This window comes from Bradyrhizobium sp. 186, assembly GCF_023101685.1.
Taxonomy (GTDB): domain Bacteria; phylum Pseudomonadota; class Alphaproteobacteria; order Rhizobiales; family Xanthobacteraceae; genus Bradyrhizobium.
Genome location: NZ_CP082164.1, coordinates 8607352 through 8633794, shown reverse-complemented (window position 1 = coordinate 8633794; position 26443 = coordinate 8607352). Strand labels below are relative to the sequence as shown.

Genomic DNA, 26443 nt, shown 5'->3' with positions numbered 1-26443 from the left:
TGGGCGCGGCTCCGGAAGGCAAGAAGGAGCTGATCGGCTTTCAGGGCGGCGTGCGCGACAGCGCGCAGAGCTGAGTGAGCTCTTGATCGACAGATTGACATTGAGCAGCGCCGGGTGCAAATCGCCCCGGAAATGGCCGTCGACGACAGCGCGCTGGGCTTCTGGGGAGGCGTTCGACGAGATGGGACGCGGCATCAGCGATGGTCCGTGCACAAGACCTTGAATGTCTTACAAGGTCCCGCTCTCGGTGCGAAGGTGCGGGCCACCATGAAGATGGCTACCGCGCGCCCGATCAGGGCGTCTGCCGAAGCAGCGATCAACTTCTTCGCCGAGAAATACCACGCCAAGTGCGGCCGGGCGGTCGACTGCCTGGTCAGATCGCGACGCACTTCTGACCCTCTACGACTCCCCTGCCGAGCATTGGGCATCGTCTGCCCTCGATCCGATCGAGGGCCTATTCGCCATAGGTGACACCGGACTGTGCGCACCAAGGGCTCATTGCGCGGCTGGGGCTCGCTGACGACCCGTAGCCAGGACTTGGCGCCATTAGTCTGCTCAGTCCAGGGCGCAAGGGCTGGTGCGGGCTAGTTTTACTCGTGCCCGGCCCAGATCGTACGCGAGTCACGCGATGAGAGTTGAAACGCTGCGTGACACTCAAAAACACTGCCGCGGCTTCAGCAGCATCGCCACCGAATGCCGCGGCAATTCTTTTAGCACGTTCTTACTCGCCGAAGCCCAGGCGTACGTGTTGATTTCCATGCCCATTGACACTTCCAGAATCTTCAGAGCTTTCCAAGCCATTCAGGCTATCCCAAGTATTGAGCGCGATAGCGCGCGGGACATCACCTTGGGCTGCAGGGCCGGTCGCGCAATCCTGGCGTCAGGCGCAGAGCTTGTCTGTTTCTTTCGCCTCGCGTCAATTCCCTGATCGCCGATTCCATCGAATGCCCGTCTAGGGCGTTTGATGGATTTTGATCATCACGGAACGCGATTGTGAGCAGCCACTTCGGTATCACTCAAGCCTGCGGTTTCGATCTCGAAAGATCGGAAGCTATTTTAAAGCCATAAAAGCTGAGTCAAGACATAAAACGGGAGGGACGAACGACAGGCACGGAATGACGTGCGGGGCCGATCATTGTCCAAGTGACAAGCTTCGCTCCTATTTAACCCGATTGATTGCTGACGATAGCTACGAGGCTGCGCGTCTTGGAGCTCGGGAAGTGTTGTGCGCCTCCCGGACGTGCCGCTGCCCACAATCGTCGATCGCTTGGCTTGGAAGCCACCAAGCGCCCCATCTGGAGGAGGTCTGGAGATGAGTATTGAGCTCACGATAAACAAGACATCGTGCACTGTCGACGTGTCTCCGGATACGCCGCTGCTGTGGGTGCTTCGCGATGTGATCGGACTCACGGGCACTAAATATGGGTGCGGAATTGCTCAGTGCGGCGCCTGCACGGTGCACGTAGGCAGCGATGCAATCCGCTCGTGCATCACGGCCGTAGGTGACGTCGCGAAACCAGTCACCACAATCGAGGGGTTGGATGCAGAAGGCAATCACCCCGTTCAGCGGGCATGGCGCGAGGAGCGCGTCCCGCAATGCGGTTATTGCCAGGCAGGACAAATCATGCAGGCCGCCGCTCTCCTTGCCGAGATGAAGAACCCCTCCGATCAGCAGATCAGCGACGCAATGGCGGGGAATATATGCCGCTGCGGCTGCTACCAGCGGATTCAGTCTGCGGTGCGCACAGCCTCAAGGGGGGTCTAACGATGAACGTGCATGCGCCGAGAACCTCGTCCAGTCCTTGCGTAAAAATCGAGAACGTTAGCCGCCGTCAGTTCCTTCGCTCGACGGCCGCTGTGGCCGCCTTCGTTCTCGCTGCCGAGATCTCTAGCCTCGAGCCGGGTCTAGCATACGAAACCGGTGGCGCTCAGATGCCGCATAGTGTTGTCAATGATCCGCATGTCTTCGTATCGATTGATTCGTCGGGGATCGTTTTGATTACGGCCCACCGTTCCGAGATGGGCACAGGGATTCGAACGTCACTTCCGATGGTGGTGGCGGACGAAATGGAAGCGGATTGGTCGAAGGTCCGTATAGTCCAAGCGGTCGCCGATGAGCCGCGGTACGGCAATCAGGACACCGACGGCTCTCGTAGCATGCGTCACTTCTTCCAACCGATGAGACAAGTCGGCGCGGCGATGCGCCAGATGCTGGAGCAAGCGGCGGCAACACAGTGGGGAGTTGCCTTATCAGAGGTTCAAGCGGCCAATCACGAGGTCATACATCGATCGACCAGCCGCAAGCTCGGCTACGGTGAACTCGCCGAAGCCGCGATGGACTTGCCGACCCCGCCAGCAGAGAGCCTCAAGTTCAAGCCTGATAGTGCTTTCCGGTATATGGGGCAGGGCAAGATCCCAATCTATGACTTGTTCGACATCACTGTCGGCAAGGCGGAGTACGGATATGATGTCCGCTTGCCGGGCATGAAATACGCCGTAATTGCCCGTCCTCCCGTGGTCGGCGGCAGGATAAAGTCCTTGGACGCAACAGATGCCCTCAAAATTCCAGGCGTCGAAAAGGTCTTGGAACTCAAGGTCAGCTGGGCGCCGCCTGCCGCATTCTCACCTCTTGGAGGGATCGCGGTGGTGGCTACGAACACGTGGGCGGCCATAAAGGGTCGAGAAGCCCTGAAGGTCGACTGGGAAGACGGCGCAAATGGGGATTACGATTCCGCCGGATATCGACGGCAGATGGCCGAAGTGGCGAACAAGCCGGGTCGTATCGAGCGCAATCAGGGAGATTTCGACAAGGCGTTCGCGGCCGCGTCGAAAGTTCTATCCGCGGAGTATTACGTGCCGCACCTCGCTCAAGCCTCGATGGAACCGCTGGTTGCGACAGCGGCCATTCGCAATGGCGAGTGCGAGGTTTGGGCTCCGTTGCAATATCCGTTTGGCGCGCGCGAAGCATTCGCCAAGCTGCTCGATTTGCCAATCGAGAAGATCAAAGTGAACGTCACTCTTCTTGGCGGTGGCTTTGGCCGAAAGTGCCAATCGGATTTCGCGCAGGAAGCCGTACTGCTCTCGAAGGCACTCGATGGCGCGCCGGTTAAGCTCGCCTGGACGCGAGAGGACGACCTCCATCATGGCTTCTATCATACTGTCACTTATTCGCGCTTGGACGCAGGGGTTGACTCATCGGGAAAAGTGATTGCATGGCGGCATCGTTCGGTGGCGCCGACCTTGTTTGCGAATTTCAAGCCTGACCCGAAGCGCGAGCAGGCTGTTGAACTTGGGTTGGGGCTTACAGATGTTGCGCTGGACATCCCAAATATGCGCGTCGAGACTGGTGAAGCGGCGGCGCTGACGCGAATTGGCTGGTTTCGGTCAGTCAACAACATACCTCATGCGTTTGCCGTACAATCCTTTATCGCAGAGATCGCACAGGCCTTGGGGAAGGATCCCAAAGACTTCCTCCTCGAAATCATCGGGCTCCCACGACAGCTTGAGCTTGAGACACTCGGGGTGACGGATCCGCTTTGGAACTACGGCGATCCGTATTCAACCTACCCCATCGACACCGGACGGCTCGCGAACGTGGTCAACTTGGCGGCCTCGCGTGCGAACTGGGGAAGATCGCTTCCAAAGGGAAGCGGGCTCGGAATCGCAGCACACCGGAGCTTCCTGTCGTACGTGGCGACAGTTGTTGAAGTTGGGGTGGATCGTCAAGGAAAGCTCATCATCCCGCGCGTCGAGACTGCTATCGACTGCGGTTTTGCCGTCAACCCCGAGCGGATTCGGTCCCAGATTGAGGGGGCAGCAGTCATGGGGCTCAGCAATTTCATCGGCGAGATTTCGTTCAAGAATGGCCGCGCCGAGCAGAGCAATTTTGATGACTATCCGGTGGCCCGCATAGACAATGCACCGATAAATGTGCGTGTTCACATCGTTCCGAACGGTTCTGACGTGCCCGCGGGCGGTGTCGGCGAGCCGGGAGTGCCGCCTTTTCTGCCTGCGCTCTGCAACGCTATTTTTGCGGCCACGGGCAAACGTATCCGTTCTCTTCCGGCAGGCAATCAGATCCGAGTCTAGACGCTCAGGTCCAATCGCGATCGCCTCGAACCGCGATCGAGCTCGAACACAATCAACAGAACAAATTACCACTAGAGGAGCGACAAGGATGTCCAAGGTAAGCAGGACAAAAGCTGGAGTTTGGGCGACCATCAGCACGATCGTCGGGATAGGCGTAATGGCAGGTGTGCTTGGGAATGCGGCGGCTGCTTCGGATGAAACGACCGAAAAGCGGCTTCTCAATGCCACGCAGGAAACGAGCAACTGGCTGCATCACCACCGCGACTACACGGCACAGCGTTACTCACCGCTGAACCAGATCAATCGCAATACGGTCAAGGGGCTGCACGTTGCCTGGACAATGGCTCTGGGCGGCATCGAGGGTGGCGGTATTTGGAGTCATGGCGGCCTCGAAGGAACTCCGATCGTCGAGAACGGATTCATGTATGTCACCGACGGGTGGGGATCTGTCTATAAAATCGATCTTCACGGGGCGAACGGAAATCTGGTCTGGAAAATGGATCCGAAGACCGACCATGACTGGGCCGGTGCCATTGCTTGTTGCGGCGTTAACAATCGAGGCGCTGCGCTATGGGACAATTTTGTAGTCTCTCATACCCTCGATGGGCGATTGGTCGTGACCAACAAGGAAGACGGCAAAGTCGCTTGGGAACGCAAAGTAGCCGATCCAGACAAGGGCGAGGTGATCACTGGCGCGCCATTGATCGTTAAGAACATGGCTATTAGCGGCGTGGCGGGTGCCGAGTACGGCATCCGCGGCTGGATTGCCGCCACCGATTTGAAGTCTCAAAAGGAAGTATGGCGAACCTATACGACTCCAGGGAACGGCGAACCGGGCAACGAAACCTGGAAGGATAATCATGATGCCTGGAAGACGGGTGGGGGGTCGACCTGGGTGACCGGCTCCTACGATCCCCAAGCTCAGTTGATCTACTGGGGCGTCGGCAATCCTGGTCCAGATTTTGATACTGAGTACCGTCAGGGCGACAATCTTTACACTGATAGTACCCTTGCGCTGGATCCGGACACCGGAAAGATCAAATGGCACTTTCAGCACACACCGAATGATCCGTTCGACTATGATAGCGTCGCGGAGAGAGTGCTGGTTGACATCCCTGTCAAGGGAAAGGCGCGCAAGGTGGTCCTTGAAGCCGATCGCAACGGCTTCGGCTATGCGCTCGACCGCGCCGACGGCTCTTTCCTTTGGGCAACGCCCTTCGTGAAGAAGGTGACTTGGACCAAAGGCATTAACCCCGAGAGCGGAAAGCCGATTGAGTATGATCCCAGCAAATCAGTTCAGACCTATGATCCTCAGGTGACGCTGAACCGGAAGAACACGCATGTCACCGTTTGTCCCGGACATAACGGTGGCAAGAACTGGCCGCCCACCGCTTACAATCCAGAACTGACGACCTGGTACATCCCCGTCATCGAGAGCTGCGACGAGCTGGACAACAAGGAGACCAACGCTGGCGATTGGAAGGCGCGCGAGTTCTTCACAGGTGGCGGTCCAGTCGTGAAGCTGCCAATAACGGGGAGCGTAACCGCCATTGACGCTAGCACTGGTAAGGTTACCGGCAAGTATGAGACCAAGTACCCGATGCTGGGTGGGCTGCTTGCAACGCCCGAGTTGGTGTTCGCCGGCCATCCATCCGGAGAACTCTACGCGCTCGATGCCAAGACTCTGAACAAGGTATGGGAATTCAATACCGGTGGCGGCGTCAACGCTCCGCCCATGACGTTCTCGGTCGATGGAAAGCAGTATATTGCGATCCTCGTGGGACTGGGTGGCGCCTGGGACAAGTGGAACCTCGATTCCACCAAAGGCCTGGAGAAAGTCCCGCCGGGCTCCATGCTCTACGTCTTCGCGTTGTGATCCGCTGCGTGGCGAAGTGGGGCACACTTGGGCGCGCCCCAAATCGTCAATAGTTCAAGAGGAAAGAATGGAATTGACGGTTGGGCGCGTGAACGAGCGGGCTAAAGGCGCGCTGCGCCTTGGCGCGATAGGTTTGATCGCAGGTAGTGCTTTGGCGTTTCTCGCGACACGAGATTTGGCTCGAGGCGAAGGCGGCACACCGGTACCGGGGCAGGTTATCAACGGAGCGCACCATGCGCTCGATGAGGGCCAGCGCATCTACGAAAAGGCAAATTGTGTCGGCTGCCACAAATGGCATGGCGGTGGAGGCGGGGGCTATGGTGGCGCAGCGCTCTCGTTGCGAGCAACGCAGCTCACCCGAGATCAAATCGTCGAGGTCGTCCATTGCGGACGGCCAGGAACAGGAATGCCGCGTTTTGATCGCGACGCCTACAAGGACTACCGATGCTACTCGGACATCACGGCTCAAGATCTCGGCAAGGACTTGCCTCCGGATGCGGCTGCGTTTCTCCGGCCGAAGGAGATCGAGAAAGTCGTCGACTATGTTCTGGAGCATATCAAAGGCAAGGGGCCGACAAGCTATCAAGACTGCAGTGATTTTTACGGAGAGGGCTCAAGGGCCTGCGAAGTCTACAAGAACATCCCGTTAAACTCGCAGGCAGCCGGCGCGGAAGAGAAGAAGCGATGACCCGAACACCATCAATCTGGACGGTGCCACTGTTGCTTTTCTTGGCCGTTCACGGTGCCAACGCGGCTCAGGCGGCCGACTTGCGCGACCTGAGCCTTGGGATGCACGTCGCTAACATCCAGCCTGAAGAGTATATCAACCTTTCTTGTGCCGCTAAGGAAGGAGCCAAGCTAAAGGGCTGGAACGACTTTCAGGCATGTCCGGCTGATCAATCGGGTTTGCACGTTCTCTCGTTCCATTTGAATGACGAACTCAATCCGTTGGCGGCTCTGAGCGACAAATATCAGGGTACGAAGATCGGCGGTCATCCCGTGCTGCTGACGGGGCTCATCGACGGCAGCGGCGCGTTGGAAGGTATTCGGATCGACACGGATCCGAACGCACGTCCTTTCTGGCGTAAAAAGGCATATCTGCTGGCACTCATCGTGAGAGCTCGATACGGGGAGGCCGGGTGGATTTGCCGAGAGGCGAAGCCCGACGAAGGAGACACTCCAGTGGGCGGTCTGCTTATAAAGGAGCACTGCGAAAAGCACTCAGACCGCCGTCACTTTATTCTGGATCGGGAAGTCTATCGCCGCGCCGGCCAGCCTTTGCAGGACTTTGTCAATGCGACGCACTTCATCATCGAACAGACGGTGGACCGCTGAACGCGCATTGCGAAGAACGCACTACAAACGCCCTTGGAGTTCTGCGGTGTACCTCCATCAGACCAGGACTGTTGTTGCGAAATGGTGAGCGGCGTCGGTAATGGGCCCGCATCTCTACGAGAGAGCCAGCAGCCCGCGGGTTTATCTGGCCGACGTGCTGGAGCGTATCACGTCCGATCGCAACGGATCCGCTGGCAGACCGGGCTCGTCTGCTTCCTCCCTCGACTTAAGCCGCTGTTGGACAGGTCCAGCAGCGGCCTTTTTCTTTCGCCAGTGCCGTGGCTTGCGACGAGCGAGCCTTCAGCCGCACGAAAGCCCCTCCTTTTGCGGCGGAGTAAATCGCCGCAACTGTCAGACGCTGATCGAGAGATTCTGCGCGGTGATGGTGAGAAACTGGACAGGAGCGTTGCTCACGTCCACATCAATTAACCCGAGACGGCGAAGCACTGTATCAAGCGAGCGGCGCGCCTGGGTTTCCGGCGCGCCGTCGATACAGATGTCCATCAAACCCGACCGGAGACATTTTTTAGTGCTCTGAGTAAGCGCGTGCCCGATCCAAAAGACCTTGGCAGGATGAGCGTTCAAAGCCGCCGCGATGCCCTCTCTTCCGGCACCCACACTGTACAGTCCGATAACGCGATTGTCGCGCAAGGCTTCCGTCAGCCTCTCTGCTGAAAGCAAATTGTCGTCATGTCCAAAAATGACGAGGTCGAAATTGTGATCGCCATTCGTGTGCTGCGCTAAATAATCCGAGAAGCCGCGTATGCGCTCCCTATGCGCCCGGTAGCCTCCGCTGTGGCACATGGCGAGCAAAGTGCCGCTGCTTCCCCGCAACATGCGCGACATATAGTAGGCGGCAGTCCTGCCAGCCGCGTAGTTGTCGATCCCGATATAGGGCACATCGTCGCCGGCGCTTCCCGTCAGCAATTGCACGACTTCCACGCCCGCCAGGCGGACTTGGCGGATGCTGGCCGTAATTTCAGGATGGTCTGGAGCCAGAACGATGAGGCCGGCTCGGCGAATAGGGGGCTTCGCAATATGTTGGGCGACGGCGGCGATATCATCCTCGCGAACGAACGTCCGGTGCACCAAAATGGTTGGGTCCAGGGAGGCAGCAATTCTCTGGAACGTAGCGTTGAGGTCGGCATAAAACACTTCGGCCTCCGGCTGAACGAGAAGCACCTCAATCCGAATGATGCCGCTGTGAGGCCTCAATCGCCGGTCGCCGTATTTTAGCTTCTTTGCAACCTTGATGACTCTTTCGGCAAGCTCGGTCCTCACGCCGCCACGGTCGTTAAGAACCCGCTCGACGGTTGCGGTACCGACATTCGCCTCACGCGCAATGTCTCTGATTGTTGGACCACTCAAACGCCTGCCTCCGGCGTGACTTTGATCAACACGGAACGGGATTTGCGGCGTTGCCGCACTTACTCGGTCGACTTGGTCTTGTGGACGTAGGGACCGTTGCCGTCGAAAGTGTAGGCGGTCTTCACCGTTGTATAGAATTCCTGCGCGTAACGGCCCTGCTCGCGTGATCCATAACTGGAGCCTTTGCGGCCGCCGAACGGCACGTGATAGTCCACGCCGGCCGTCGGCAGATTCACCATCACCATGCCGGCCTCTGCATTGCGCTTGAAGTGGGCGGCGTATTTCAGGCTCGTGGTGCAGATCCCCGACGACAGGCCGAATGGCGTGTCGTTGGCGAGTTCAAGCGCCGCGTCATAGTCCTTCGCCCGGATTACGCTGGCCACTGGCCCGAAAATCTCCTCGCGCGCCACGCGCATCTCATTGCTCACCTGCGTGAGCAGAGCGGGCGCGAGATAGAATCCGGGCGCGTCGCGTTTCAGCAGCTTTCCCCCGGCGACAAGCTTGGCGCCTTCCACCTGGCCTATGCTGATATATTTCATGTCCTGGTCGAGTTGGCTCTGGTCGACGACCGGGCCGACATGCGTGCCGGCTTTCAACGCATCGTCAATGACAAGCCCCTGCATCCGCTCCTGCAGGGCGGTCACGAATCGATCGTGGATGCCATCTGTCACAATTAGCCGCGACGAGGCAGTACAGCGCTGGCCGGTGGAGAAGAAGGCGCTGTTCACCGCGCATTCCACTGCTAGCTCCAGATCGGCATCATCAAGGACCACCATAGGGTTCTTGCCGCCCATCTCGAGTTGAAGCTTCTTCATCGGTTCAGAAGTGATGCACGTCTGGGCGATCTTGCGCCCCGTCGGCACTGAGCCCGTAAAGGAGATGGCTGAAACTTTCGAGCTGTTCAGCATCGCCTCGCCAACCACCGAGCCGCGGCCCATGACGAGGTTGAATACACCTGGCGGCACTCCGGCGCGTACGATGATCTCGGAGAGCGCATGAGCCGAACCCGGCACGAGCTCGGCAGGCTTGAACACAACGGTGTTGCCGTAGGCAAGCGCTGGGGCGATCTTCCAGGCTGGAATCGCGATCGGAAAGTTCCAGGGAGTGATGAGCCCGATGACGCCAACCGGCTCGCGGGTGATCTCCACATCGACGAATGGCCGTACCGATGGCAGCTTCTCGCCCGCCATCCGGAGGCACTCACCGGCAAAAAAATGGAAGATTTGTCCAGCGCGCGCGACCTCGCCGATGCCTTCCGGCAAGGTCTTTCCCTCCTCGCGGGAGAGCAGGCGGCCGAGCTCGTCCTTGCGAGCTTGGATCTCATGCCAACCGCCTTGAGGATGTCATGCCGGGTCTGAATGGAGGAGCGCGACCAAGCCGGAAAAGCATCAAAAGCGGCGGCGATCGCACGCTCAGTCTCGGTGGCCGAGGCGCGGGCATATTCACCGACAACGTCATTGGTGTTGGACGGGTTGATGTTTGGGGTGACCTCTGCCGCGGGAAGCCACTCGCCAGCAATATAGTTCTTTGTCATCGATAAGCTCTGAGCTCGGGTTGAATTCTTCAGGTAGATACGGCCTCGCACATCGTATCGCCGGAGTGAGTCACTTCAGCAGAACGATTCAGCGCCCCCAGCGGAGGGCCAACGGGTTGACCCCGCGTGCAAGCTCAATCAGCCCGGCCTTCGTTTTGGGATGAATTTGCTCCAGGGGATGCCGCACAGCGTCACATCTGATGACGTTGCCTTCCCTCATCACGCTCTTGGCAGCGCGCAGGCCACATTGACGGTTCTCGTAGTTGATCAACGGCAGCACTGTTGCATAGGCGGCGGCCGCTTCCGTGCTCCGACCCGCCATATAATGATCGAAAACGGCGCGCAACAGATCGGGACACAACGCGCTCGACATCGTCCCGGTCGCGCCAGCTTCGAGATCTGCCATCATAGTAATGGCTTCTTCTCCGTCAAACGGACCCGCTATGGCAGCACCTCCTGCCTCGATCAGATTGCGCAGCTTCGCCGCAGCAAAAGGCACTTCGATCTTGAAATGGTTTGCGAGCGGCACCTCTTGGGCCAGCCGCACGAGAAAGGATACCGAGAGCGTCACGCCGCTGAGCGGCGCATCCTGAATCATAATCGGGATTCTTGCCGCATCGGCCACACGAGCGAAATGCTCGATCATATGGGCTTCGTCCGCCTTGAGACCTGAGCCGTGATAAGGCGGCATCAGCATGAGAAGGCTTGCGCCTCGTTCGGCCGCATAACGTGCGCGCTCCACCGCGATACGAGTGCTGAAATGGCTGCATGTCACCATGACCGGCTTGCGGCCAGCCACATGTGATAGGCAGAGGTCAACCAGCAATCTGCGTTCCTCATCAGACAACAGGAACTGCTCCGAATAGTTGGCCAGGATGCAAATTCCGTCGACCTTCTGATCGATCATGCAATCCAGAACGCGCCGTTGCCCCTCAAGGTCTAGATCTCCAGAGTCGGTGAATGGCGTTGGCGCAACGGGAAACAAGCCACTATAGAGCGCACGTTTTTGGGTTTGCATGGGTCAGGATCTCTTTTCTAGGGTGCGGAGCATAGGAATGAGCGGCTGTATCGGGTTCATCGATCCGGTATCGCGAATGTTCTATGGCTCGCACAATATGTAAGAACGGGCCTCAGTCGTGGTCACGGAGCACCTGCCAAAAATTACTATCCGGCTGATATCGGACTATTGCCGGTCAGTTCTCCTGCGGTTCGGCCGCGCTTCGAAAATTCGGCGCGAACATCGACAGGGAACGCAAAACCACTAACAACTGTCGTTCGACAAACGAGTTCGTTGGCACGTGCATTCCGATCCGCGGGGAGATCAGCCCGTGACAATATGCGGATGCGCTTTCGGTCACTGTCGATCTCTCGCGGGCGCAGTTGATTCTCGAACGATCAACCGCGTCTCGAGATCTACTCTGGAGTGTATATCCAGCGAATTTCGGTCTGCCAGAAAGTAATTAGCTGCCTGTTCGCCCATCAGACGAGCCGGGACGTCAACCGTCGTGAGGCCGGGAGTGAGATATTCGGCGATATCGAGGTTATCGAAACCGATCATCGATATGTCTTGAGGTACACGTAGTCCTGCATCCTGGCAGCCGCGCAAAGCACCGACAGCAAGCACGTCGCTTCCGCAAAATATCGCCGTTACATTTCTATTTTGATTGAGAATGATTTTAGCTGCGGCTCGGCCACGGCTGAATTCGTAGGGGGATTCCACAACGACAATGCTGGAGCGGTCTATTCCACGACGTTCAGCCATGGCCAGAAAGCCCTCAAGGCGACCAGATGCACGATCGTTTTCGCGCGTTACACCAGCAATGACTCCGAGATTCTTGTGACCGAGGTCTGCAAGGTAGCTTGCTGCCAAAGCCCCGCCACTGCGATTGTCAAAACCCATGCTGGGAATCGAGGCATCGTCCGAAAGCGCGTAGGTTACTGCAAATCTTACCTTGTGTTCACGCAGCAGCTTGAGGGTTTCCTTTCGATGGCAGGAGCCCACGAGAACAATGCCATCCACTCCTTTTTCGATAAGATTACGTACAACGCGGATCTCGCGGTCCAGATCGTAGCCTGTTGCAGAGTAGACCAGAGACGCACCCGCCGGCGCCAGCCGGCTCTCCAGGCCTTCCAGCATTCGAGTGAAGATCGCGCTGTCTAACGTCGGAACTATCAAGCCAATCAGCCGGGAACGCGAGGATCGTAGCGCGCGTGCCGACCCGTTGGGAACGTACCCGAGCTCATCAACGACCCGCAAAATGCGCTCTCTCATATCGATCGCAACGGTTTCCGGTCGATTCAACACACGCGAAACTGTGGCGATAGAACAGCCCGCCCGCTTGGCTACTTCGACGACAGTCGGTGATTGTTTTTGGTCCACACGGGGCATTTTATCCAAAGCCATGAGCCTATTTCTTCCTCGCCGCCAGCTTTGAGAGGCTGCGCGCCAGATCGGTTCTGAAATCGTTACCATATCAGGCGGCTCAAAGGAACCAAAAATAGCGCCAAAATGCCGCTATATACGGCTGTGATGATCACTTTTCCCTATCTCCTATCTTTTTTGTTGCACTCTTGCTGGTTCTTGATGTAAACCTTTTCATACTTCGGCGGCCGGTGCACAATGCGCTCGCGTGCGGCAACGGCTTCCGGTGCGAGGCAAGCTGGGCTGGTCAGAAGCAATGAGCCGGCGATTTGGCAGTGGAGAAGGCATGCAAGCGAAGGACAAACGAACGGGTCAGGTGCCAATTATTACGGCTAGGCAAGCCGTATCGCTGATCTCCGATGGTGATTGCGTTTATTTCGGTGGTTCTGCTGGCGTCGCCATCCCGGAGCTGATCATCGACGCGCTCCGCGACGTTCATTCCGAGCAGGCATCTCCTAAGAACTTGATGCTGGTTGGTACGGTGGCAATTGGCGATTGGGCCACGACCGGATTCAACAAATTGGCTGCTCCGGGCCTGGTCCGTCGAGTTGTGGCGAGCGGTTTGAACAATTGTCCTGCGCTTGGACGGCGGGCGCTGGCCAATGAAATTGAAGCGTACACTCTCCCTCAGGGCGTCTTGGCACAGCTCGCCCGTGAAAATGCAGCGGGGCGCCCCGGTGTAATCACGAAGGTCGGGCTGCGGACATTCGCCGATCCCCGCATCGGCGGCTGTAAGCAAAGCGAGTGCAGCAAAGAGGATATGGTTGCGCTTGTCGATATCGAAGGAGAAGAGCACCTGCTCTATAAGACCTTCCCAATCCAGGTCGCCATCCTGAGAGGCAGCATTGCGGACGAGAAGGGAAACATCTCGCTGGAGGACGAGGCATATGTCGGCGAAAGCATGTCGATCGCGGCTGCAGCGCGCCGCTCAGGTGGAACAGTCATTGTCCAGGTCAAGCGGCTAGCCGCATCCGATACGCTAAATCAACGAGAAGTAAGAATACCTGGAGTTCTGGTCGATTACCTCGTCGTCGATCCCAATCAGCGACAGACATATGCGACGGAGTATAGCCCAGCCTATGCGGGCAAAATGCGCGTACCGGATGGCAAATTCGCCTCGCAGCCGTTCGACGTGAGAAAGGTAATCGCGCGTCGCGCGGCGCTTGAGTTGACCCCCGGAGCTACCGTCAACATCGGCTATGGCATCTCGAACGGGATTGCGGTCGTCGCCGCCGAAGAAGGAATATATCGCTCAGTCACACTGACAGCCGAGCAGGGAGTGATTGGCGGCATTCCTGCGCCCGGACAGGATGCGGGCGCCGGCACGAACTACGACATGATAGCACCGCAACCGGATCAGTTCGATTTCTACGATGGCGGCGGGCTCGATATCGCATTCCTGTCTTCTGCGGAAGTCGATCGACACGGCAACGTCAACGTTAGCCGCTTCGGCGACAAGATCATAGGACCTGGGGGCTTCATAAACATCAGTCAGGGCGCTCGAAAAGTCGTCTTCTCCGGCACTCTTACGGCGTCCGGGTTGAAGGCGATCCCGGAAGGCGGCTCTCTCGTCATTGCCAATGAGGGGACGGTCAAAAAATGGGTGAAGGACGTCTACCAAATCACCTTCAGCGGCGCTTTCGCAAAAGAGCGCCAGCAAGAGGTCGTATTCATTACCGAGCGTGCCGTGTTCAAGCTTACTCCGAACGGCCTGATGCTGACCGAAGTAGCGCCTGGCGTATCACTCGAAAAGCACGTGCTGCCGAACATTGAATTCGAGATAGCCGTGTCGCCCGACCTGAAGCTGATGGACGCAAGGATTTTCAAGAATGAGCCGATGAATTTGGCGGTGCGGTTCCACGATGGCGCCGGACAGGCGTAGGGAGGGGGCCGTCGTGACGTTCGTTACAAGAGATTACGAGGACAAGGTCGAAATCCTGGCGATGAACAGGCCAGAGCGACGTAACGCTCTGGGCCAAGACATGCTCAGAGATCTGCTTGAATCCGTGAGCAGAGCGGCCAACGACAAAGACGTCAACGTGATATTGCTCGCTGGAAACGGCCCCGGTTTCTCAGCTGGTGCAGACCTTAAGGACTTTTCGGCCGGCGACATCAACGACACGTTTGACCTGAACCGCCGACTGGGCGCGTTTGTGCGCTCTCTCGCTCTTGTCAGAAAGCCTGTCATCTGTGCTGTCGATGGGTTTGCTTTGGGTGGCGGCTTCATGCTCGCAGTATCGTGCGACGTTGTCGTAACCGCTCCATTGGCGCGCTGGCATTTGCCAGAAGTGTCTTTAGGCTGGTTGCCGGGCTTTGGGCTGGACACTTTAGCTGCACGCGTTGGACCGTTCGCGGCTCGCTCCTTGAGCTGGAGCCCGACACCGATCGATGGCGTGGAGGCTCATCGGTTGGGGCTGGCTGACATTCAGTCGCTCCCAACTGAAACTGCGCGCGAGGCGTCGCTCCGCTACGCCAAAGGCCTAGCGGCAATGCCGCCTCATGCCGTGCTGACCACGAAACAATTCTTCTCCACTTCGGTAACAGCGAGGGCAGAAGTCATGGATGACTTGGCGAACCGCTACTTTGCTCAGGATATCCTTCACGAGACGGCACGAGCGAATATGCAGCGCTTCCTTCCCAAGAAGACGGCGGCGCCTAGCCTCAGGGTGCATGAACAAAGGGTCTTTCCACCAAAGGAATGATATGAATCTCGTCACGCAATCCCTCGTCGTCGTCGAGCGGCCTGAGCCAGCCATACTCCTGCTGCGGCTCAATCGCCCAAGGCAAAGAAACGCATTGAGTGCGGCTCTGTTGGGTCAACTTGCCGATGCGCTTCGTGCAGCTCGTCTTGACGAGGCTGTGCGATGCGTAGTTCTTAGTGGCGATGAACGCACCTTCTCCGCTGGTGCTGACATCAAGGAAATGCAGCAGGACGGCTTCGAGGCGCTGAGCGACCCCACACGGCAGGATGCATGGAATAGCATCGCTAGCTTTCCTAAGCCGCTCATTGCGGCGGTTCGCGGCGTATGCCTGGGTGGCGGCCTTGAGCTCGCGATGCTCGCTGACATCCTGCTGGTGTCGGAAGACAGCGTACTCGCGCAACCGGAAATCACGATCGGAATCATGCCTGGCGATGGCGCAACGCAGCGGTTGACGCGGATTGTTGGCAAATCGCTCGCTATGCAGATGATGTTGACGGGTGAACCAATTAGCGCGGAGCAAGCAGTGGCTGCCGGACTCGCATCCGAAATGCTGCCGGCCTCAGAGTTGCTCGGACGGGCGCTGACGATTGCTCGCGTCATCTCGAATCGCGCGCCGATCGCTGCTCGGTTGGTCAAGGAATCGATCCAGGCCGCCTATGAAACCCCGCTGTCGGCCGGCTTGGCGATTGAGCGGCGCGCGATCCGGTATGCCTTCACCACCGACGATCAAAAGGAGGGCATGGCTGCCTTCGTCGCAAAGCGGCCACCGGTATTCTCCGGACGTTGACGGAGGGCAGAACTCAGGCCGGCCCCATGACTTAGCGGTCGGCCGCATGCGGGAGCACTCAGCGCGGGCTGCTCGCGCCAAAATGTAAACGTTTTCATCATAAAATGAACCGGAGGGAATGAATGACTACTATTATCGAGCCCATCACTCCAGCCACCTCGCAAACCATGGCGCTAGCCACGCCGCATGAAAAGCAGGTTGCCACTAGGAGCATGACCATAGCTTTGGGCGGTGGCGTAGCTTTGGAGTGGTACGACTGGACCGTCTACGGAATGATGGCTTCTTTTCTGTCGCCGCTTTTCTTTCCCTCTACTGATCCGACGACGTCGCTGCTCGCCGCACTTGCCGTGTATGGCGCGGGCTTCTTCGCGCGACCGCTGGGAGCAGCGATACTCGGTCCCATTGCCGATCGCATCAGCCACAAGCGAGTGATGATGATCTCTGTGACCGCGATGGCCTTGTGCTCGCTGCTGATTTCCGTCTTGCCGGGTTACAAGGAGCTTGGCGTCGCGGCCGCCGTGATATTGCTGCTCGTCCGGCTCATCCAAGGCCTCGCCACCGGCGCTGAAGCGGGTGTCGCTAACGCCATCGCGATCGAACTTGCACCGCCGGGCGAGGAGGGGCGATATCTTGGTCTGATCGGTGGCACATTTATCCAGCTCGGTGTCTTCGCATCCAGTTTGGTCGCCTTTTTCGTGAGTGCCTCGGTAGCTCCCGAGACAATGCATGAATGGGCTTGGCGGCTGCCCTTTGCAGTCGGCGGAGTACTCGGCCTGCTGATCATCTATTTGCGTAGCAAACTGCCAGAGACCTTAATCAAGCACGTCATGCATCGCGACGAACTGTCGCGCACTCAGGAAACCACAGGCGACGTGTGGAAGACGCTCTGGAGCGTGCGGCTTTCGCTGCTCGCCGTCATCCTGGTCGTCGGAGCGGTGCAGATCGCGAACTACGCGTGGAATGCTGGTTTGCCCAACCTCGCCAACGGCGTGTTCAAGGAGAACAGCACGTGGGTATATGGGACTACGACTCTCATGGGCGTGATCTGGATCGTCACAGCGCCCTTCGTGGGCGCCTTCGCAGACAAGGTCCGCCCCTCGCGCGCATTCACGCTGCTCCGGCTGCTGCTCGTCGCGTGCTTCTTCCTCACGTTGGTTTACTCGGAGAAGAGCATTTCCACGTTCTTCTTCGTGATGGTGTTCGGAGGCGCGGTCGTCGGCTTCAACATGGCTCTCTACAACTTCATCGCAACTACGCTGATGCCACGAGCGGTGCGCACCACGGGCATCGCTGTCGGGTATGCGCTCGGGGTATCACTGTTCGGCGGGACCTCACCGTATTTGCTGGTGTGGCTGCAGCACGCCAATATGGCTTGGATATTTCCCGTCTATGGATCGGTGGTCGCGGTGCTGAGCGTAGTCGTTTATCACGTCGCGAAGAAGCGCGGCCACGTCTACATCGGCGACTAATGACTTGTAGCTGCAATTCGGCTCAGCCTGGAGCCCAGAATCTTCTTGGGAGAAACTATGTCGACAAGCAATTTCCTATCTGCGCGCCAGCGCATGCTGGCTCGCATTGCGCAAACGAGGGATGCTGTCACGGCGGGCCTGCCGCATTGGGCCCGCACTGAGGATGGAAAATGGATATCCACACCCGATGGTGATTGGACTGGCGGAGCCTTCGTCGGCGAACTGTGGCTAGCGCATTTGGCGGATCCGCGACGCTTCCCGATTTCTGACGCGCATGCAGCTCTGGCCCGCATGCTGCCTCGTGCCCAGCGCCGAACGGCATTCAAGGGCTTTGGTTTCTACCACGGAGCGGCGCTTGGAAGTATCCTCTTCGGGGATGAGACGGCACGTGATGCAGCGCTCACGGCAGCTAGATCCCTGGAGCAGATGTTCGACCCACAATTGGGCTTGATCCCTCTCGGCCAGGATGCCGAGGAAGCCAGCGCGGTGGGGACAGCCGAAAGCAGCATCGACTCCCTCCAGGCCACGAGCCTGCTTTACTGGGCCGCGGACCAGCTGAGCGACTCGCACATGGAGGAGGTCGCCAACACCCACATGCGGAGGGTGTTGGAAATCCATGTGCGACACGACGACTCGGTGATCCAATCATCCACGCTCGACCCGCAAACCGCGAAGGTGCTGAGAACGCATACGCATAAGGGATATAGCGACGTTAGCACCTGGGGACGTGCGCAGGCTTGGGCGATGCTCTATACCGCTCATGCTGCCATGGTCCGTCCAGAGGAGCCTTTGTGGCGCGAATATGCCGTGCGCGTGCTGAACTGGTGGATCGACCACGTGCCCGCGGACCTCATTGCGTACTGGGACTTCGATGACCCAGCAATTCCGACCACCAGCAGGGATACCGCGGCCACCGCTATCGCTGCGGCAGCATCCCTGCGACTTGCGTCAGCACTCGGCCCAACTGGTGGCGCCAAGTACCGAGACTTCGCGGAACGTACCGTGACCCAACTGGTCTCGGGATATCTAACGCCTGTCGGTCCTGACGACCAGCGTCCGCCTGGAATGCTCACCGGGGGATGCTTCACCCGAAAAGCGGTCGCGCGGGATATCGACACAGCGCATGACGCAGAACTGATATTCGGTAGTTACTTCCTGTTTGAATCTCTTGTGATCCTGACCGACCTCTTGTCTGCGGGGCGGATCTAGTAGGACGCACTAGCTACCTCAAAAGCGAGGGCGATGTTCCGGGTGCGGTCGAGAGCAGGGCCGCCCAACGCCACGAACCTCATTCTTGATCGGTGCATGCCTCCTGGTCGGGCTCAATCGCTTTGCGGTCTCGGTTGACTGGCTGTCAGGAGTCGGATCGATGCAATGAAGCGAGACACCCCTTGGCCGTTTGGATAGACGTAGACCATTTAACCCCGTCGGGTGTCTTGCCAATCCGAAAGGCATAGGCTTCTTCGTCAGTCTCTATGCGGTTGCGATACCGACGGGAGCGTCTCTCTCCGCCAAGCTCGCGATTCTTGCACACGGCTTCGCACACTCGAAATCATCTGGTACGGGGTTGTTGTGTGGCAGCTCTTGACCACACCTGCTCGGGATCTCTATCAGCGCTTCGGCATCTGGATCGAATGGGTGCTCGGGTCGCTGCTGGAGCTGTTCGGCATGCCGCTTTTACGGATTGGCGACCGTGACAGGCGATTGGAAAAAGGCGGGAAAGACTGTGCTGTGCTGATTGCGGTGGACAGAACGTGACGAAAACGTGCGGGGAGGGAGGACCGGCCCGACCAGGGCCGGCGGGGACCGTCCCTCCGCTCCGGTGGCCGAACGGCGTCGGCTCTCACCGGGGCGAAATTGTGCTGTCCACGCCTCCTGCCAGCCGACTCCCAGAACTTGCCGCGGCCGACCCCGGCCGACACGGGACCGGGTGATTGACTTTCGCGCCAATTGGTAGCATTTTCCGAACATGGAATTAGGCGGCTCGTCCGCTTTACGGAATAGAAGGGCTGAGCATTCGGTGCTGCCCGAATTCCCTATGTTCCTCCTTTCATACTTATATCGATTGCTTTTTCTACGCCCGTCCTTATGACGAGGTCGTGCACGCCCTTGAGATATTGGCGGAAGCGCTCAAATTTCGTAGGTTTGTTCCATTCAGCAGAGAGAGCTTCCAGTTTCGTCGCAAGTTCTTCGATGCGGCCGGAATGGGCCTTCGCGAAATTTCGTAATCCCTCAGAAAACGCGGCGTCTCTGTCGCGCGCGTCTCCTTCATTAATTATCGCCAGCCTATCAATCATTGTCTTAACTGCAGTGCGAAGGATCTCGCGGTTAGTTTTACCAGCGATGGACGAACCGATGTCCTGAAGTTGCGCATAGGCGAATACCAGCGAATTGAAGTGCGCAAAGAGCACCCGCGTGATGCGTTCCTGGGAGGTCTCTTCTCTGGTGCCTCTCTCGGAGGCTTGAACGATAACGTTGTTTCTTGTTTGGGACCCGCGAGCGGAAGTGATGAAGAGTGCGGGCTCGTTGTGACTTGTTAAATAGCGCCGGTCGCGCCCATCGACTATTGGCCGCCCAGACGCGATCCGGATCGTTACGAGCGGATCTCCGGCAAAGAAAACCGAGCCAAATGTCTCTGCTATTGGATAGGACATCAAGCCCGAGTTGCTCGTCGATGCGGCGAGGTACGCCAATCCGAGGAGCTTTGAGCAGCGAGCGAAGGGCACGGTCTGTTTGGAGCCATCAACGGAATTGATCTGAACAGTGGTTGCTAGAAGACGTTGAGCCAACATTGCCGGCCTGATCGGGGCCGCAACCCCGGCCCTGTCGAATACTAGCTCTTCATAATCCTCCGCGATTAGAAAACCGATTTCGAAGCGTCCAGCAATCTGACCGTCGAAGTAAAGCCGCCGGAACCAAGGGACAATGTCCAGTGAGGATGGCCAGCTGTCCTCTCTGTAGTCGATGTGTTCGGGGAAGCGGATCGCGTTACCCATATCAGCAAAGCGGCTTTCTCCCGCTAAGCCCAAGCCGGACGAGTTTCTTAGTGAGATCTTGCCGAAGCCTCTCACGAACCCTTTCGGCTCTTTGGCCCCCCAGTCTGGGACTCTCAAGCGAGCTCTCTCGCCAGTAACTACTGGCCGGAAGTCTGCAAACGGAATCTGAACAATAATAAACATGTCGCTCCGAGCTCGGCGGCTGATGAGGCCTTTCTTCTCGTCCTTATTATCGGCGATCCTTGCCCGAGACAGTTCAGATCCCTAGCAGAAAATCTGACCGCTTTCACGATTCGCCTTACATCTCTCGCGACGCAGTTCGAATCTGTGGTTCTGGATCCCGCCTCGAGCAGAGCGTCCGTTTCCAAAGGAATCGGATTTCTCTATGTCTCTTGCGACCAGCGCCGTCGCCCGGGTGGGACCCTGAGATGGCATTGGCCAGCGCTTCTCAGTTGAGCCAGGAAATGGTGGGAAGCGTCTAACAGGCCGGAGAGCGCGACTTTGACTTCTCGTGCTTGTCCGAGCGGCTCTTTGAAGATGAACGGCGTTCCCGTGCCGTCAGCAGCATCGAGGATGGACCACGCGCCATAAGGAGTGCCAGGCATGCCAGCGTCATCGGTATCCGAGACATCGAAGTCGACGGTCGGGCCGGCGACGGGGCTCGCCGCTGGTGGAGTGAAGCTATGAAGGAAGGTCCTGGTCAAAGCGCCAGTGCTCGCTTGAGATCGTCGTGCTCAAACGCGCTGGCCATGCGGTTGATCTCGGCCGCGCGGGCACCCACCGCCTTGGCAGTGTCACGCCATGTCGCGGTCACGGTCGCAACCTCTTTGATGATCGCGCGTGCCTGCGGCAGCGTGAGTCCAAAGAACTCCGACGCAGCCTCAAGGAGGTCAAGCGAGCAGGTGCCTTCGTCGAGGTCGATGTTGGTCGTCAGCACCCGCGCCTTAAGATCAGTTGGCACGGGATTGAGATCATAAGCCGGAGAGAGCGACCATCCCGCCTTTCCCAGCCAGAGGAAACCGTGGTTGCGCAAGTGATCGTCCACATTGGAGATCAGCACGTTGAAGACGACACGCCGATAAAGTGCGTGGGCATCTGTCTTTCCCTGTGCGCCATATTGCGCAAGGGCGTCGACGATTTCGGGATAGCTGCCGCGCTCGCCGTCCTTGGCGCCCATCATCGCCATCGCGGACAGGAAGGGGATGCGGATCGCGCCAGTGCGATCGAAGCGTCGCGACAGCATGACCGACTTGCCAGCCATTTCGATCAATTCGTGTTGCGGGGTGGCTATGCCGGACTGGACGGCCAGCCGCAGCGCAATTTCCTCCCAGGTCTCCATGCTGTAATCGTCGGTCTCTTTCGGAAACTTGGCGATGGAGAGGTGACCATGCTGGTCGATGACCGATGCCTTGGGCCGGGCGCCGCCCAGGGAGGAGCCGGGCGCGAAGATGAGCTGAAGGTCTTCGTCCGTTTCCTCGTCCCGGAGAATGCGCTCGGTGATCTGCAGCAGGCTGCCGAGTTCGATGAGGGCCGGTACGCCAGCGCGGATCGGCGCCTGGAAGGGTTCTTCGCCGCCCCAGCGGAATCGGAGTGCGCCAAGTCGCGTCTCGTCCGCGACGCCGAGTAGATAGTCGCTCTCTGCAAGGGTGCGGACCGCACGACCTTCGCGGTCGGCAATGCGGCGTTCGGCACGCTGCATGAGACGGCGGCCCCAGGTATCGGGCGCGGAGTCGCCGATAGAACCAAAAGTCGCGAGCCCGGCGTGGGGAGCGAAGGTGCCACGCGTTAAGGCGAGGGCAGGCTCAAGCGAAAACCGGTCCGCGTCCTCAAGCCATCCACGGTCATACTCGAAAAGGATAGTCTCCGCGCCGCGAACACGATTGCTCCTCGCCAGTCCGATAGGACGAGTGCGACCGCCCAGATCGATGTGCACCTCGAAGTCAGCCATTGCGGGACGATCCTGCTGGCCGCTTGAGGTGGATATGCTTGGGCAATTCGGCGCTGGCCAGCGCCTGTCCGACGCGATCGTTGCTGATGTCGGCGATCTGGCTCAGACCGTCCAGCAGACCGAGCGCCTGAAGAACGCCGGCATAGATACCAATGCTGACGTTGGTGTCGCCGGCCTCTACTCTTTGCAGGGTCGAGCGGGACGTAAAGGCGCGCTCGGCTACAACTGCCATCGGCAGCCGCCGACGCCGACGGGCGTCGTGGATGTCGGCGCCGAGCTTGCGCATGGCCCGCCGAACGGCGGCAGGGGGATTGTGGGGGGTAGGCATTTGTGTCCTTCGCGCTACAGATTGAAAAGCTATGTAGCACGAAGCTTACAGTTTTCCTAGAGAGGGGCGGCGGGGTTAACAAGATCCTCAATTGCGGTCCAGCGAGCTGTCGGTCCTGGGACCGTGGCAGGAGGCTGGGAATAAAATCGGCGGCTCTTGACACCCTCTCCATCTTCACTGAACTCAATGAGGCCAGAAAAGTGGAACTATCGATTCTCACTCTGGCCGGTGGCCAGCCGGTGCTCAGCGGCGTGCAAGCCGGCCGCCAGCTCCTCGGGAAGCTGGTCGCCGCCGCGCGTCCGCCCGCCGAGCCGGAGCCTGTCTATTTGGACTTCGATGGCTCACCGTCGCGACCGCCTCCTTCCTGCGCGAGGGCGTGATCGCTTTCCGCGACCATGCGCGTGCCACCTTGCCGGGACTCTACCCTGTTATCGCCAACGCATCTCAGGCAGTAATGGAAGAGCTCGAAATTTTTCTGCGCCATCGCAAGGATGCGATGTGGATCTGCGGTCTGACGCCGACGGGCGAAGTGCGTGACCCCAAGATTCTGGGCAAACTCGACGAGGTGCATCGCTCGACCTTCGATCTCGTCGCGCGCCTGGGTACGGCAAGCGCGCCGAGCCTGGCGGCCCAGAGCCAAGAGAGCTTGGCGCCAACGGCCTGGAATAATCGCCTGTCCAATCTGGCTGCGCGCGGTCTTCTGATCGAGCGCCGGTCAGGGAAAACCAAAACCTTTGCACCTGTGTTGGAGGTCGCGTGATGGGAATCGAGTTCATCCGCAAAGCCGCGCCGATCCTTTCGATGCTCGCATCGACGGGGACTTTTCGGCCGACCCGCGCCGGATTTCAGGCGCCGTCCTACCGCTTCAAAGTTGGGATGCTCGTCCTGCGGGCTGCTTCGTGCTTAACCGGCGTCCTGCCGCGGTTGGTGAGATCATTTGGCAGCACTACGGACCTTCACCTGGGGCTGGGACATAACCAGGAGAGAGGACATGCAGACACCAACGGTCTATCAGGTAGCCACCTGGCTGGCGCTTATTGCAGTGATGTCACCTGCCCATTGCCCTGACCCAGGAAGAGCGCGTCGCCAAGATCCAGGCGGCCGGCTACTCGCAACTCAGTGACATCAAGCAGACCGCGAGGGCACCACCGCGAAGGCGCGGAAGAACGGCAAGGAAGTGCGCCTCGTCGGCAGCAGCGGCGAGATCAAAGAACAAAAAACCGGGGAAGGAGCATCGCGATGAGAACAGCAATCCTGGCTCTGATCGGCATCGGCGTGTGCGTACTGTCGCCGGTTTCCGAGCCGTTCATCCGGCGGCCCATGCGCAAGACATCGACTGGCAGAAGGTCGATGAGACGCTCGGCCGCACGCCCGCCGTCTCGGACGACGTTCACCGGTACGGCTTCCCGCGCACGGACCTCCCGCCGCCGAGATGGCCAAGCTTGACCTCGCGCGGCTCCAGGCGGCCGTCAATTTTGCATGCCGAATGAGACTAATGACGTCGTTAGTAACGACATGCTTCGGGAGCGCGCCTTGCCTTTGCTCCTCGTGGGGGCCAGCGTGTTGGGCGGCAGTGCCGTGTTATTGGTACAGTCGCTACCGCCAAGACTTCATGGATTTCCGTAGGGGCAAAAACAAGCTTCCAGCGGCACACGGGCCAAGTTAAGCCGCGAAGGAATGTCCAATAAAACGTCCAACAAAGCGTCCAAGACGTAAATGGGCCAAAGCAATTGAATAACGACGGAAAATAGACAGAAATTTCCGCATCGGAGCGCTTCACCCGCTCTATTCCACGATTTCCTGCGCCGGCCTACGATTCTCTGCGATCGCGTTCGCTCGGTGGTGCCGCGCCTTCGCCGCGGAGTTGCGCCATGAGCCAATCTGCGAAGGCTCGTACCGCCGATCTCTGTCGGCTGGCGCGCGGGTAGATCAGACGGTGACCAACGTAGCGGATATCGTTAGCGCGTCCTGCCAGCGGAGCGACCAATCGTCCGCTCGCGAGTTCGCGCTCGGCCAGGAGGGTTGATTCCAGCGCTACGCCCAATCCCTCCGCAGCCGTCGCAATCGCAAGAAAGCTCCGGTCGAATCTCATGCCGTGAAGCGCAGGTGCTTCCAAGCCATTCGCAGTGAACCATTGGTGCCACTGCACCCGCTTGACGTCGGAGCGGATGAGCGTCTGATCGAGCAGATCGGCAGCCTTTCGTATCGATTTTGCGAGCGAGGGCGAGCAGAGCGGCGTGACCGTCTCCTCCGGGAGAGCAACAATTTCGACACCTTCCGCGCGCGGCGGACCGTAGACGATGTCGATATCGAAATCATCGTTGCTGAAGCGCGCATAGTCCGTGCTTGCAGCCAGCCGAACCTCAAGCTTCGGGTAAGCAGCGAGAAACTGTGCAAGCCGTGGCGCCAGCCATTGCGCGGCAAAGCTCGGCGCGGAATGGACGCGCACCAATTGTGGTCCGCGCGCGGCGACTTCCTCGAGGCCGCGGCGGAGCTGGTCGAACGCTGCTCCCGTGTGACGCATCAGATTCTCGCCGGCCGGCGTGAGCCGCACGGATCGTGCACTGCGCTCGAACAGAACGGTGCGAAGCGTGCCTTCCAGCTTGCGGATCGCGTGACTGACGGCACTCGGCGTCAGGTGAAGTTCATTCGCCGCATCGCGAAACGATCCGGTGCGCGCAGCGGCTTCAAAGGCGCGAATTGCCGATATGGGGACATTCGACAGCATCCCATAAGTGAACCAGATTCATCGATCCGTGACAACTGCGCGCTTGTCCATTGGCCCTCCGCGGGTCAATTTTGGCTTTGCCAAGGAAGAATAAATTCGTGGGAGGAACTGATGCTGCTCAGCGGTAAGACGGCCATCATTTCGGGCGCGGCCTCGCCGCGCGGAATCGGACTTGCCACTGCCCGGCGGTTCGCCGCCGAGGGCGCTCGGGTCGCCATTCTGGACATTGACGCTGGCGCTGCCGCGGATGCTGCGGCATCGCTTGGTAACTTCCACATCGGACTAGGGTGCGACGTCGCCGACAAATCGTCCTGCGAGCAGGCGGTCGCCCGCGTGATCGAATCCTTTGGCGGCATTGATGTTTTGATCAACAATGCCGGCGTCACCCAGCCGTTGAAGTTCCTGGAGATTTCGGCGGCCGATTGGGATCGCATTCAGGACGTCAATCTCAAGGGCGTCCTGTTTCTCTCCCAGGCGGTGATCCCGCATATGCGCGCACGGAAATCCGGATCGATTGCATGCATGTCGTCGGTCTCGGCCCAGCGCGGCGGCGGAATTTTTGGTGGTCCGCACTATTCGGCCGCGAAAGCCGGCGTGCTTGGTCTCGCCAAGGCGATGGCCCGTGAGTTCGGCCCGGACGGCATCCGCGTCAATTGCGTCACGCCCGGCCTGATCAGCACCGATATCACCGCGGGCAAGCTGACCGATGAGATGAGGGCGAAGATCCTGGAAGGCATTCCGCTCAATCGTCTCGGCACGGCGGAAGACGTCGCCGGCATCTACACCTTCCTGGCCTCGGATCTGTCCGCCTACGTGACCGGCGCGGTGATCGACGTCAACGGCGGCATGCTCATCCACTGA

21 protein-coding genes and 2 pseudogenes are annotated in these 26443 nt (G+C 58.9%); 14 read left to right on the top strand and 9 right to left on the bottom strand.

The annotated features are described in order from the left end of the window. Nucleotides 1-654 precede the first annotated feature (654 nt). Nucleotides 655-801 carry a hypothetical protein gene (locus tag IVB18_RS41255; protein WP_247985910.1) on the bottom strand — a complete coding sequence of 49 codons (147 nt, stop codon included), beginning with the start codon at nt 799-801 and terminating at the stop codon, nt 655-657. 511 nt (nt 802-1312) lie between these two features. On the opposite strand from IVB18_RS41255, the gene IVB18_RS41250 reads away from it, so the two are divergent. The 5 genes from IVB18_RS41250 (at nt 1313) to IVB18_RS41230 (ending at nt 7300) form a co-directional block, all read left to right on the top strand. Beyond that, nucleotides 1313-1765: a (2Fe-2S)-binding protein gene (locus tag IVB18_RS41250; RefSeq protein ID WP_247384456.1), complete on the top strand. Its 453-nt coding sequence runs from the start codon at nt 1313-1315 to the stop codon at nt 1763-1765. A 2-nt stretch (nt 1766-1767) separates the two neighbouring features. Further along, nucleotides 1768-4089 (top strand): molybdopterin cofactor-binding domain-containing protein, encoded by a 2322-nt coding sequence (locus IVB18_RS41245; RefSeq protein WP_247985909.1) that lies wholly within the window; start codon nt 1768-1770, stop codon nt 4087-4089. A gap of 88 nt (nt 4090-4177) precedes the next feature. Then, nucleotides 4178-5965, top strand: a complete 1788-nt coding sequence (locus IVB18_RS41240) for a PQQ-dependent dehydrogenase, methanol/ethanol family (RefSeq protein ID WP_346732585.1) — start codon at nt 4178-4180, stop codon at nt 5963-5965. A gap of 67 nt (nt 5966-6032) precedes the next feature. Next, nucleotides 6033-6653: a c-type cytochrome gene (locus IVB18_RS41235; RefSeq protein ID WP_247985908.1), complete on the top strand. Its 621-nt coding sequence runs from the start codon at nt 6033-6035 to the stop codon at nt 6651-6653. After that, the gene (locus tag IVB18_RS41230) at nt 6650-7300 is read left to right on the top strand and encodes a hypothetical protein (protein ID WP_247493921.1); all 651 of its coding nucleotides are present in this window, start codon (nt 6650-6652) and stop codon (nt 7298-7300) included. Before IVB18_RS41235 ends, IVB18_RS41230 begins: the two co-directional genes overlap by 4 nt. A gap of 351 nt (nt 7301-7651) precedes the next feature. On the opposite strand, the gene IVB18_RS41225 is transcribed toward IVB18_RS41230, so the two are convergent. The 4 genes and pseudogenes from IVB18_RS41225 to IVB18_RS41210 form a co-directional block, all read right to left on the bottom strand. Continuing rightward, nucleotides 7652-8668: a LacI family DNA-binding transcriptional regulator gene (locus IVB18_RS41225; RefSeq protein WP_247493404.1), complete on the bottom strand. Its 1017-nt coding sequence runs from the start codon at nt 8666-8668 to the stop codon at nt 7652-7654. Nucleotides 8669-8727: 59 nt separating this feature from the next. Then, nucleotides 8728-10202, bottom strand: a pseudogene (locus tag IVB18_RS41220) (aldehyde dehydrogenase family protein). Nucleotides 10203-10290: 88 nt separating this feature from the next. Next, on the bottom strand, nt 10291-11220 hold the full coding sequence (locus tag IVB18_RS41215; RefSeq protein WP_247985907.1) for a dihydrodipicolinate synthase family protein: 930 nt from the start codon (nt 11218-11220) through the stop codon (nt 10291-10293). Nucleotides 11221-11556: 336 nt separating this feature from the next. Continuing rightward, nucleotides 11557-12606: a LacI family DNA-binding transcriptional regulator gene (locus IVB18_RS41210; protein ID WP_247985906.1), complete on the bottom strand. Its 1050-nt coding sequence runs from the start codon at nt 12604-12606 to the stop codon at nt 11557-11559. A 304-nt stretch (nt 12607-12910) separates the two neighbouring features. Here IVB18_RS41210 and IVB18_RS41205 point away from each other — a divergent pair, with 304 nt between their 5' ends. The 6 genes from IVB18_RS41205 (at nt 12911) to IVB18_RS41180 (ending at nt 19340) form a co-directional block, all read left to right on the top strand. Beyond that, the gene (locus tag IVB18_RS41205) at nt 12911-14506 is read left to right on the top strand and encodes a CoA-transferase (protein ID WP_247985905.1); all 1596 of its coding nucleotides are present in this window, start codon (nt 12911-12913) and stop codon (nt 14504-14506) included. Nucleotides 14507-14519: 13 nt separating this feature from the next. Next, entirely contained in the window at nt 14520-15326 is an 807-nt protein-coding gene (locus IVB18_RS41200) for an enoyl-CoA hydratase/isomerase family protein (RefSeq protein WP_247985904.1), read from the top strand. A 1-nt stretch (nt 15327) separates the two neighbouring features. After that, nucleotides 15328-16113 (top strand): enoyl-CoA hydratase-related protein, encoded by a 786-nt coding sequence (locus IVB18_RS41195; protein WP_247985903.1) that lies wholly within the window; start codon nt 15328-15330, stop codon nt 16111-16113. Nucleotides 16114-16235: 122 nt separating this feature from the next. Beyond that, nucleotides 16236-17582 carry an MFS transporter gene (locus tag IVB18_RS41190; protein ID WP_247985902.1) on the top strand — a complete coding sequence of 449 codons (1347 nt, stop codon included), beginning with the start codon at nt 16236-16238 and terminating at the stop codon, nt 17580-17582. A gap of 57 nt (nt 17583-17639) precedes the next feature. After that, nucleotides 17640-18791 carry a hypothetical protein gene (locus IVB18_RS41185; RefSeq protein ID WP_247985901.1) on the top strand — a complete coding sequence of 384 codons (1152 nt, stop codon included), beginning with the start codon at nt 17640-17642 and terminating at the stop codon, nt 18789-18791. A 363-nt stretch (nt 18792-19154) separates the two neighbouring features. Continuing rightward, on the top strand, nt 19155-19340 hold the full coding sequence (locus IVB18_RS41180; protein ID WP_247985900.1) for a hypothetical protein: 186 nt from the start codon (nt 19155-19157) through the stop codon (nt 19338-19340). Between the two features lie 278 nt (nt 19341-19618). Here IVB18_RS41180 and IVB18_RS41175 read toward each other — a convergent pair whose 3' ends face one another. The 3 genes from IVB18_RS41175 to IVB18_RS41165 form a co-directional block, all read right to left on the bottom strand. Beyond that, entirely contained in the window at nt 19619-20761 is a 1143-nt protein-coding gene (locus IVB18_RS41175; protein ID WP_247985899.1) for a hypothetical protein, read from the bottom strand. A 517-nt stretch (nt 20762-21278) separates the two neighbouring features. Continuing rightward, nucleotides 21279-22526: a HipA domain-containing protein gene (locus tag IVB18_RS41170; RefSeq protein ID WP_247985898.1), complete on the bottom strand. Its 1248-nt coding sequence runs from the start codon at nt 22524-22526 to the stop codon at nt 21279-21281. After that, entirely contained in the window at nt 22519-22854 is a 336-nt protein-coding gene (locus IVB18_RS41165) for a helix-turn-helix transcriptional regulator (RefSeq protein WP_247985897.1), read from the bottom strand. Before IVB18_RS41165 ends, IVB18_RS41170 begins: the two co-directional genes overlap by 8 nt. Nucleotides 22855-23230: 376 nt before the next feature. On the opposite strand from IVB18_RS41165, the gene IVB18_RS41160 reads away from it, so the two are divergent. After that, nucleotides 23231-23614: a hypothetical protein gene (locus IVB18_RS41160; RefSeq protein WP_247985896.1), complete on the top strand. Its 384-nt coding sequence runs from the start codon at nt 23231-23233 to the stop codon at nt 23612-23614. Between the two features lie 479 nt (nt 23615-24093). Then, nucleotides 24094-24275: pseudogene (locus tag IVB18_RS41150) on the top strand (peptidase M23); the annotation flags it as partial. Nucleotides 24276-24664: 389 nt separating this feature from the next. Here IVB18_RS41150 and IVB18_RS41145 read toward each other — a convergent pair. Beyond that, the gene (locus IVB18_RS41145; RefSeq protein ID WP_247985895.1) at nt 24665-25582 is read right to left on the bottom strand and encodes a LysR substrate-binding domain-containing protein; all 918 of its coding nucleotides are present in this window, start codon (nt 25580-25582) and stop codon (nt 24665-24667) included. Between the two features lie 111 nt (nt 25583-25693). On the opposite strand from IVB18_RS41145, the gene IVB18_RS41140 reads away from it, so the two are divergent. Then, the gene (locus IVB18_RS41140) at nt 25694-26443 is read left to right on the top strand and encodes a glucose 1-dehydrogenase (protein ID WP_247985894.1); all 750 of its coding nucleotides are present in this window, start codon (nt 25694-25696) and stop codon (nt 26441-26443) included.

Coding starts and splice junctions, on each gene's coding strand:
- IVB18_RS41255 (WP_247985910.1), bottom strand. CDS start 801: ATGGCTTGGAAAGCTCTGAAGATTCTGGAAGTGTCAATGGGCATGGAA.
- IVB18_RS41250 (WP_247384456.1), top strand. CDS start 1,313: ATGAGTATTGAGCTCACGATAAACAAGACATCGTGCACTGTCGACGTG.
- IVB18_RS41245 (WP_247985909.1), top strand. CDS start 1,768: ATGAACGTGCATGCGCCGAGAACCTCGTCCAGTCCTTGCGTAAAAATC.
- IVB18_RS41240 (WP_346732585.1), top strand. CDS start 4,178: ATGTCCAAGGTAAGCAGGACAAAAGCTGGAGTTTGGGCGACCATCAGC.
- IVB18_RS41235 (WP_247985908.1), top strand. CDS start 6,033: ATGGAATTGACGGTTGGGCGCGTGAACGAGCGGGCTAAAGGCGCGCTG.
- IVB18_RS41230 (WP_247493921.1), top strand. CDS start 6,650: ATGACCCGAACACCATCAATCTGGACGGTGCCACTGTTGCTTTTCTTG.
- IVB18_RS41215 (WP_247985907.1), bottom strand. CDS start 11,220: ATGCAAACCCAAAAACGTGCGCTCTATAGTGGCTTGTTTCCCGTTGCG.
- IVB18_RS41210 (WP_247985906.1), bottom strand. CDS start 12,606: ATGGCTTTGGATAAAATGCCCCGTGTGGACCAAAAACAATCACCGACT.
- IVB18_RS41205 (WP_247985905.1), top strand. CDS start 12,911: ATGCAAGCGAAGGACAAACGAACGGGTCAGGTGCCAATTATTACGGCT.
- IVB18_RS41195 (WP_247985903.1), top strand. CDS start 15,328: ATGAATCTCGTCACGCAATCCCTCGTCGTCGTCGAGCGGCCTGAGCCA.
- IVB18_RS41190 (WP_247985902.1), top strand. CDS start 16,236: ATGACTACTATTATCGAGCCCATCACTCCAGCCACCTCGCAAACCATG.
- IVB18_RS41185 (WP_247985901.1), top strand. CDS start 17,640: ATGTCGACAAGCAATTTCCTATCTGCGCGCCAGCGCATGCTGGCTCGC.
- IVB18_RS41175 (WP_247985899.1), bottom strand. CDS start 20,761: ATGTTTATTATTGTTCAGATTCCGTTTGCAGACTTCCGGCCAGTAGTT.
- IVB18_RS41170 (WP_247985898.1), bottom strand. CDS start 22,526: ATGGCTGACTTCGAGGTGCACATCGATCTGGGCGGTCGCACTCGTCCT.
- IVB18_RS41165 (WP_247985897.1), bottom strand. CDS start 22,854: ATGCCTACCCCCCACAATCCCCCTGCCGCCGTTCGGCGGGCCATGCGC.
- IVB18_RS41145 (WP_247985895.1), bottom strand. CDS start 25,582: ATGCTGTCGAATGTCCCCATATCGGCAATTCGCGCCTTTGAAGCCGCT.
- IVB18_RS41140 (WP_247985894.1), top strand. CDS start 25,694: ATGCTGCTCAGCGGTAAGACGGCCATCATTTCGGGCGCGGCCTCGCCG.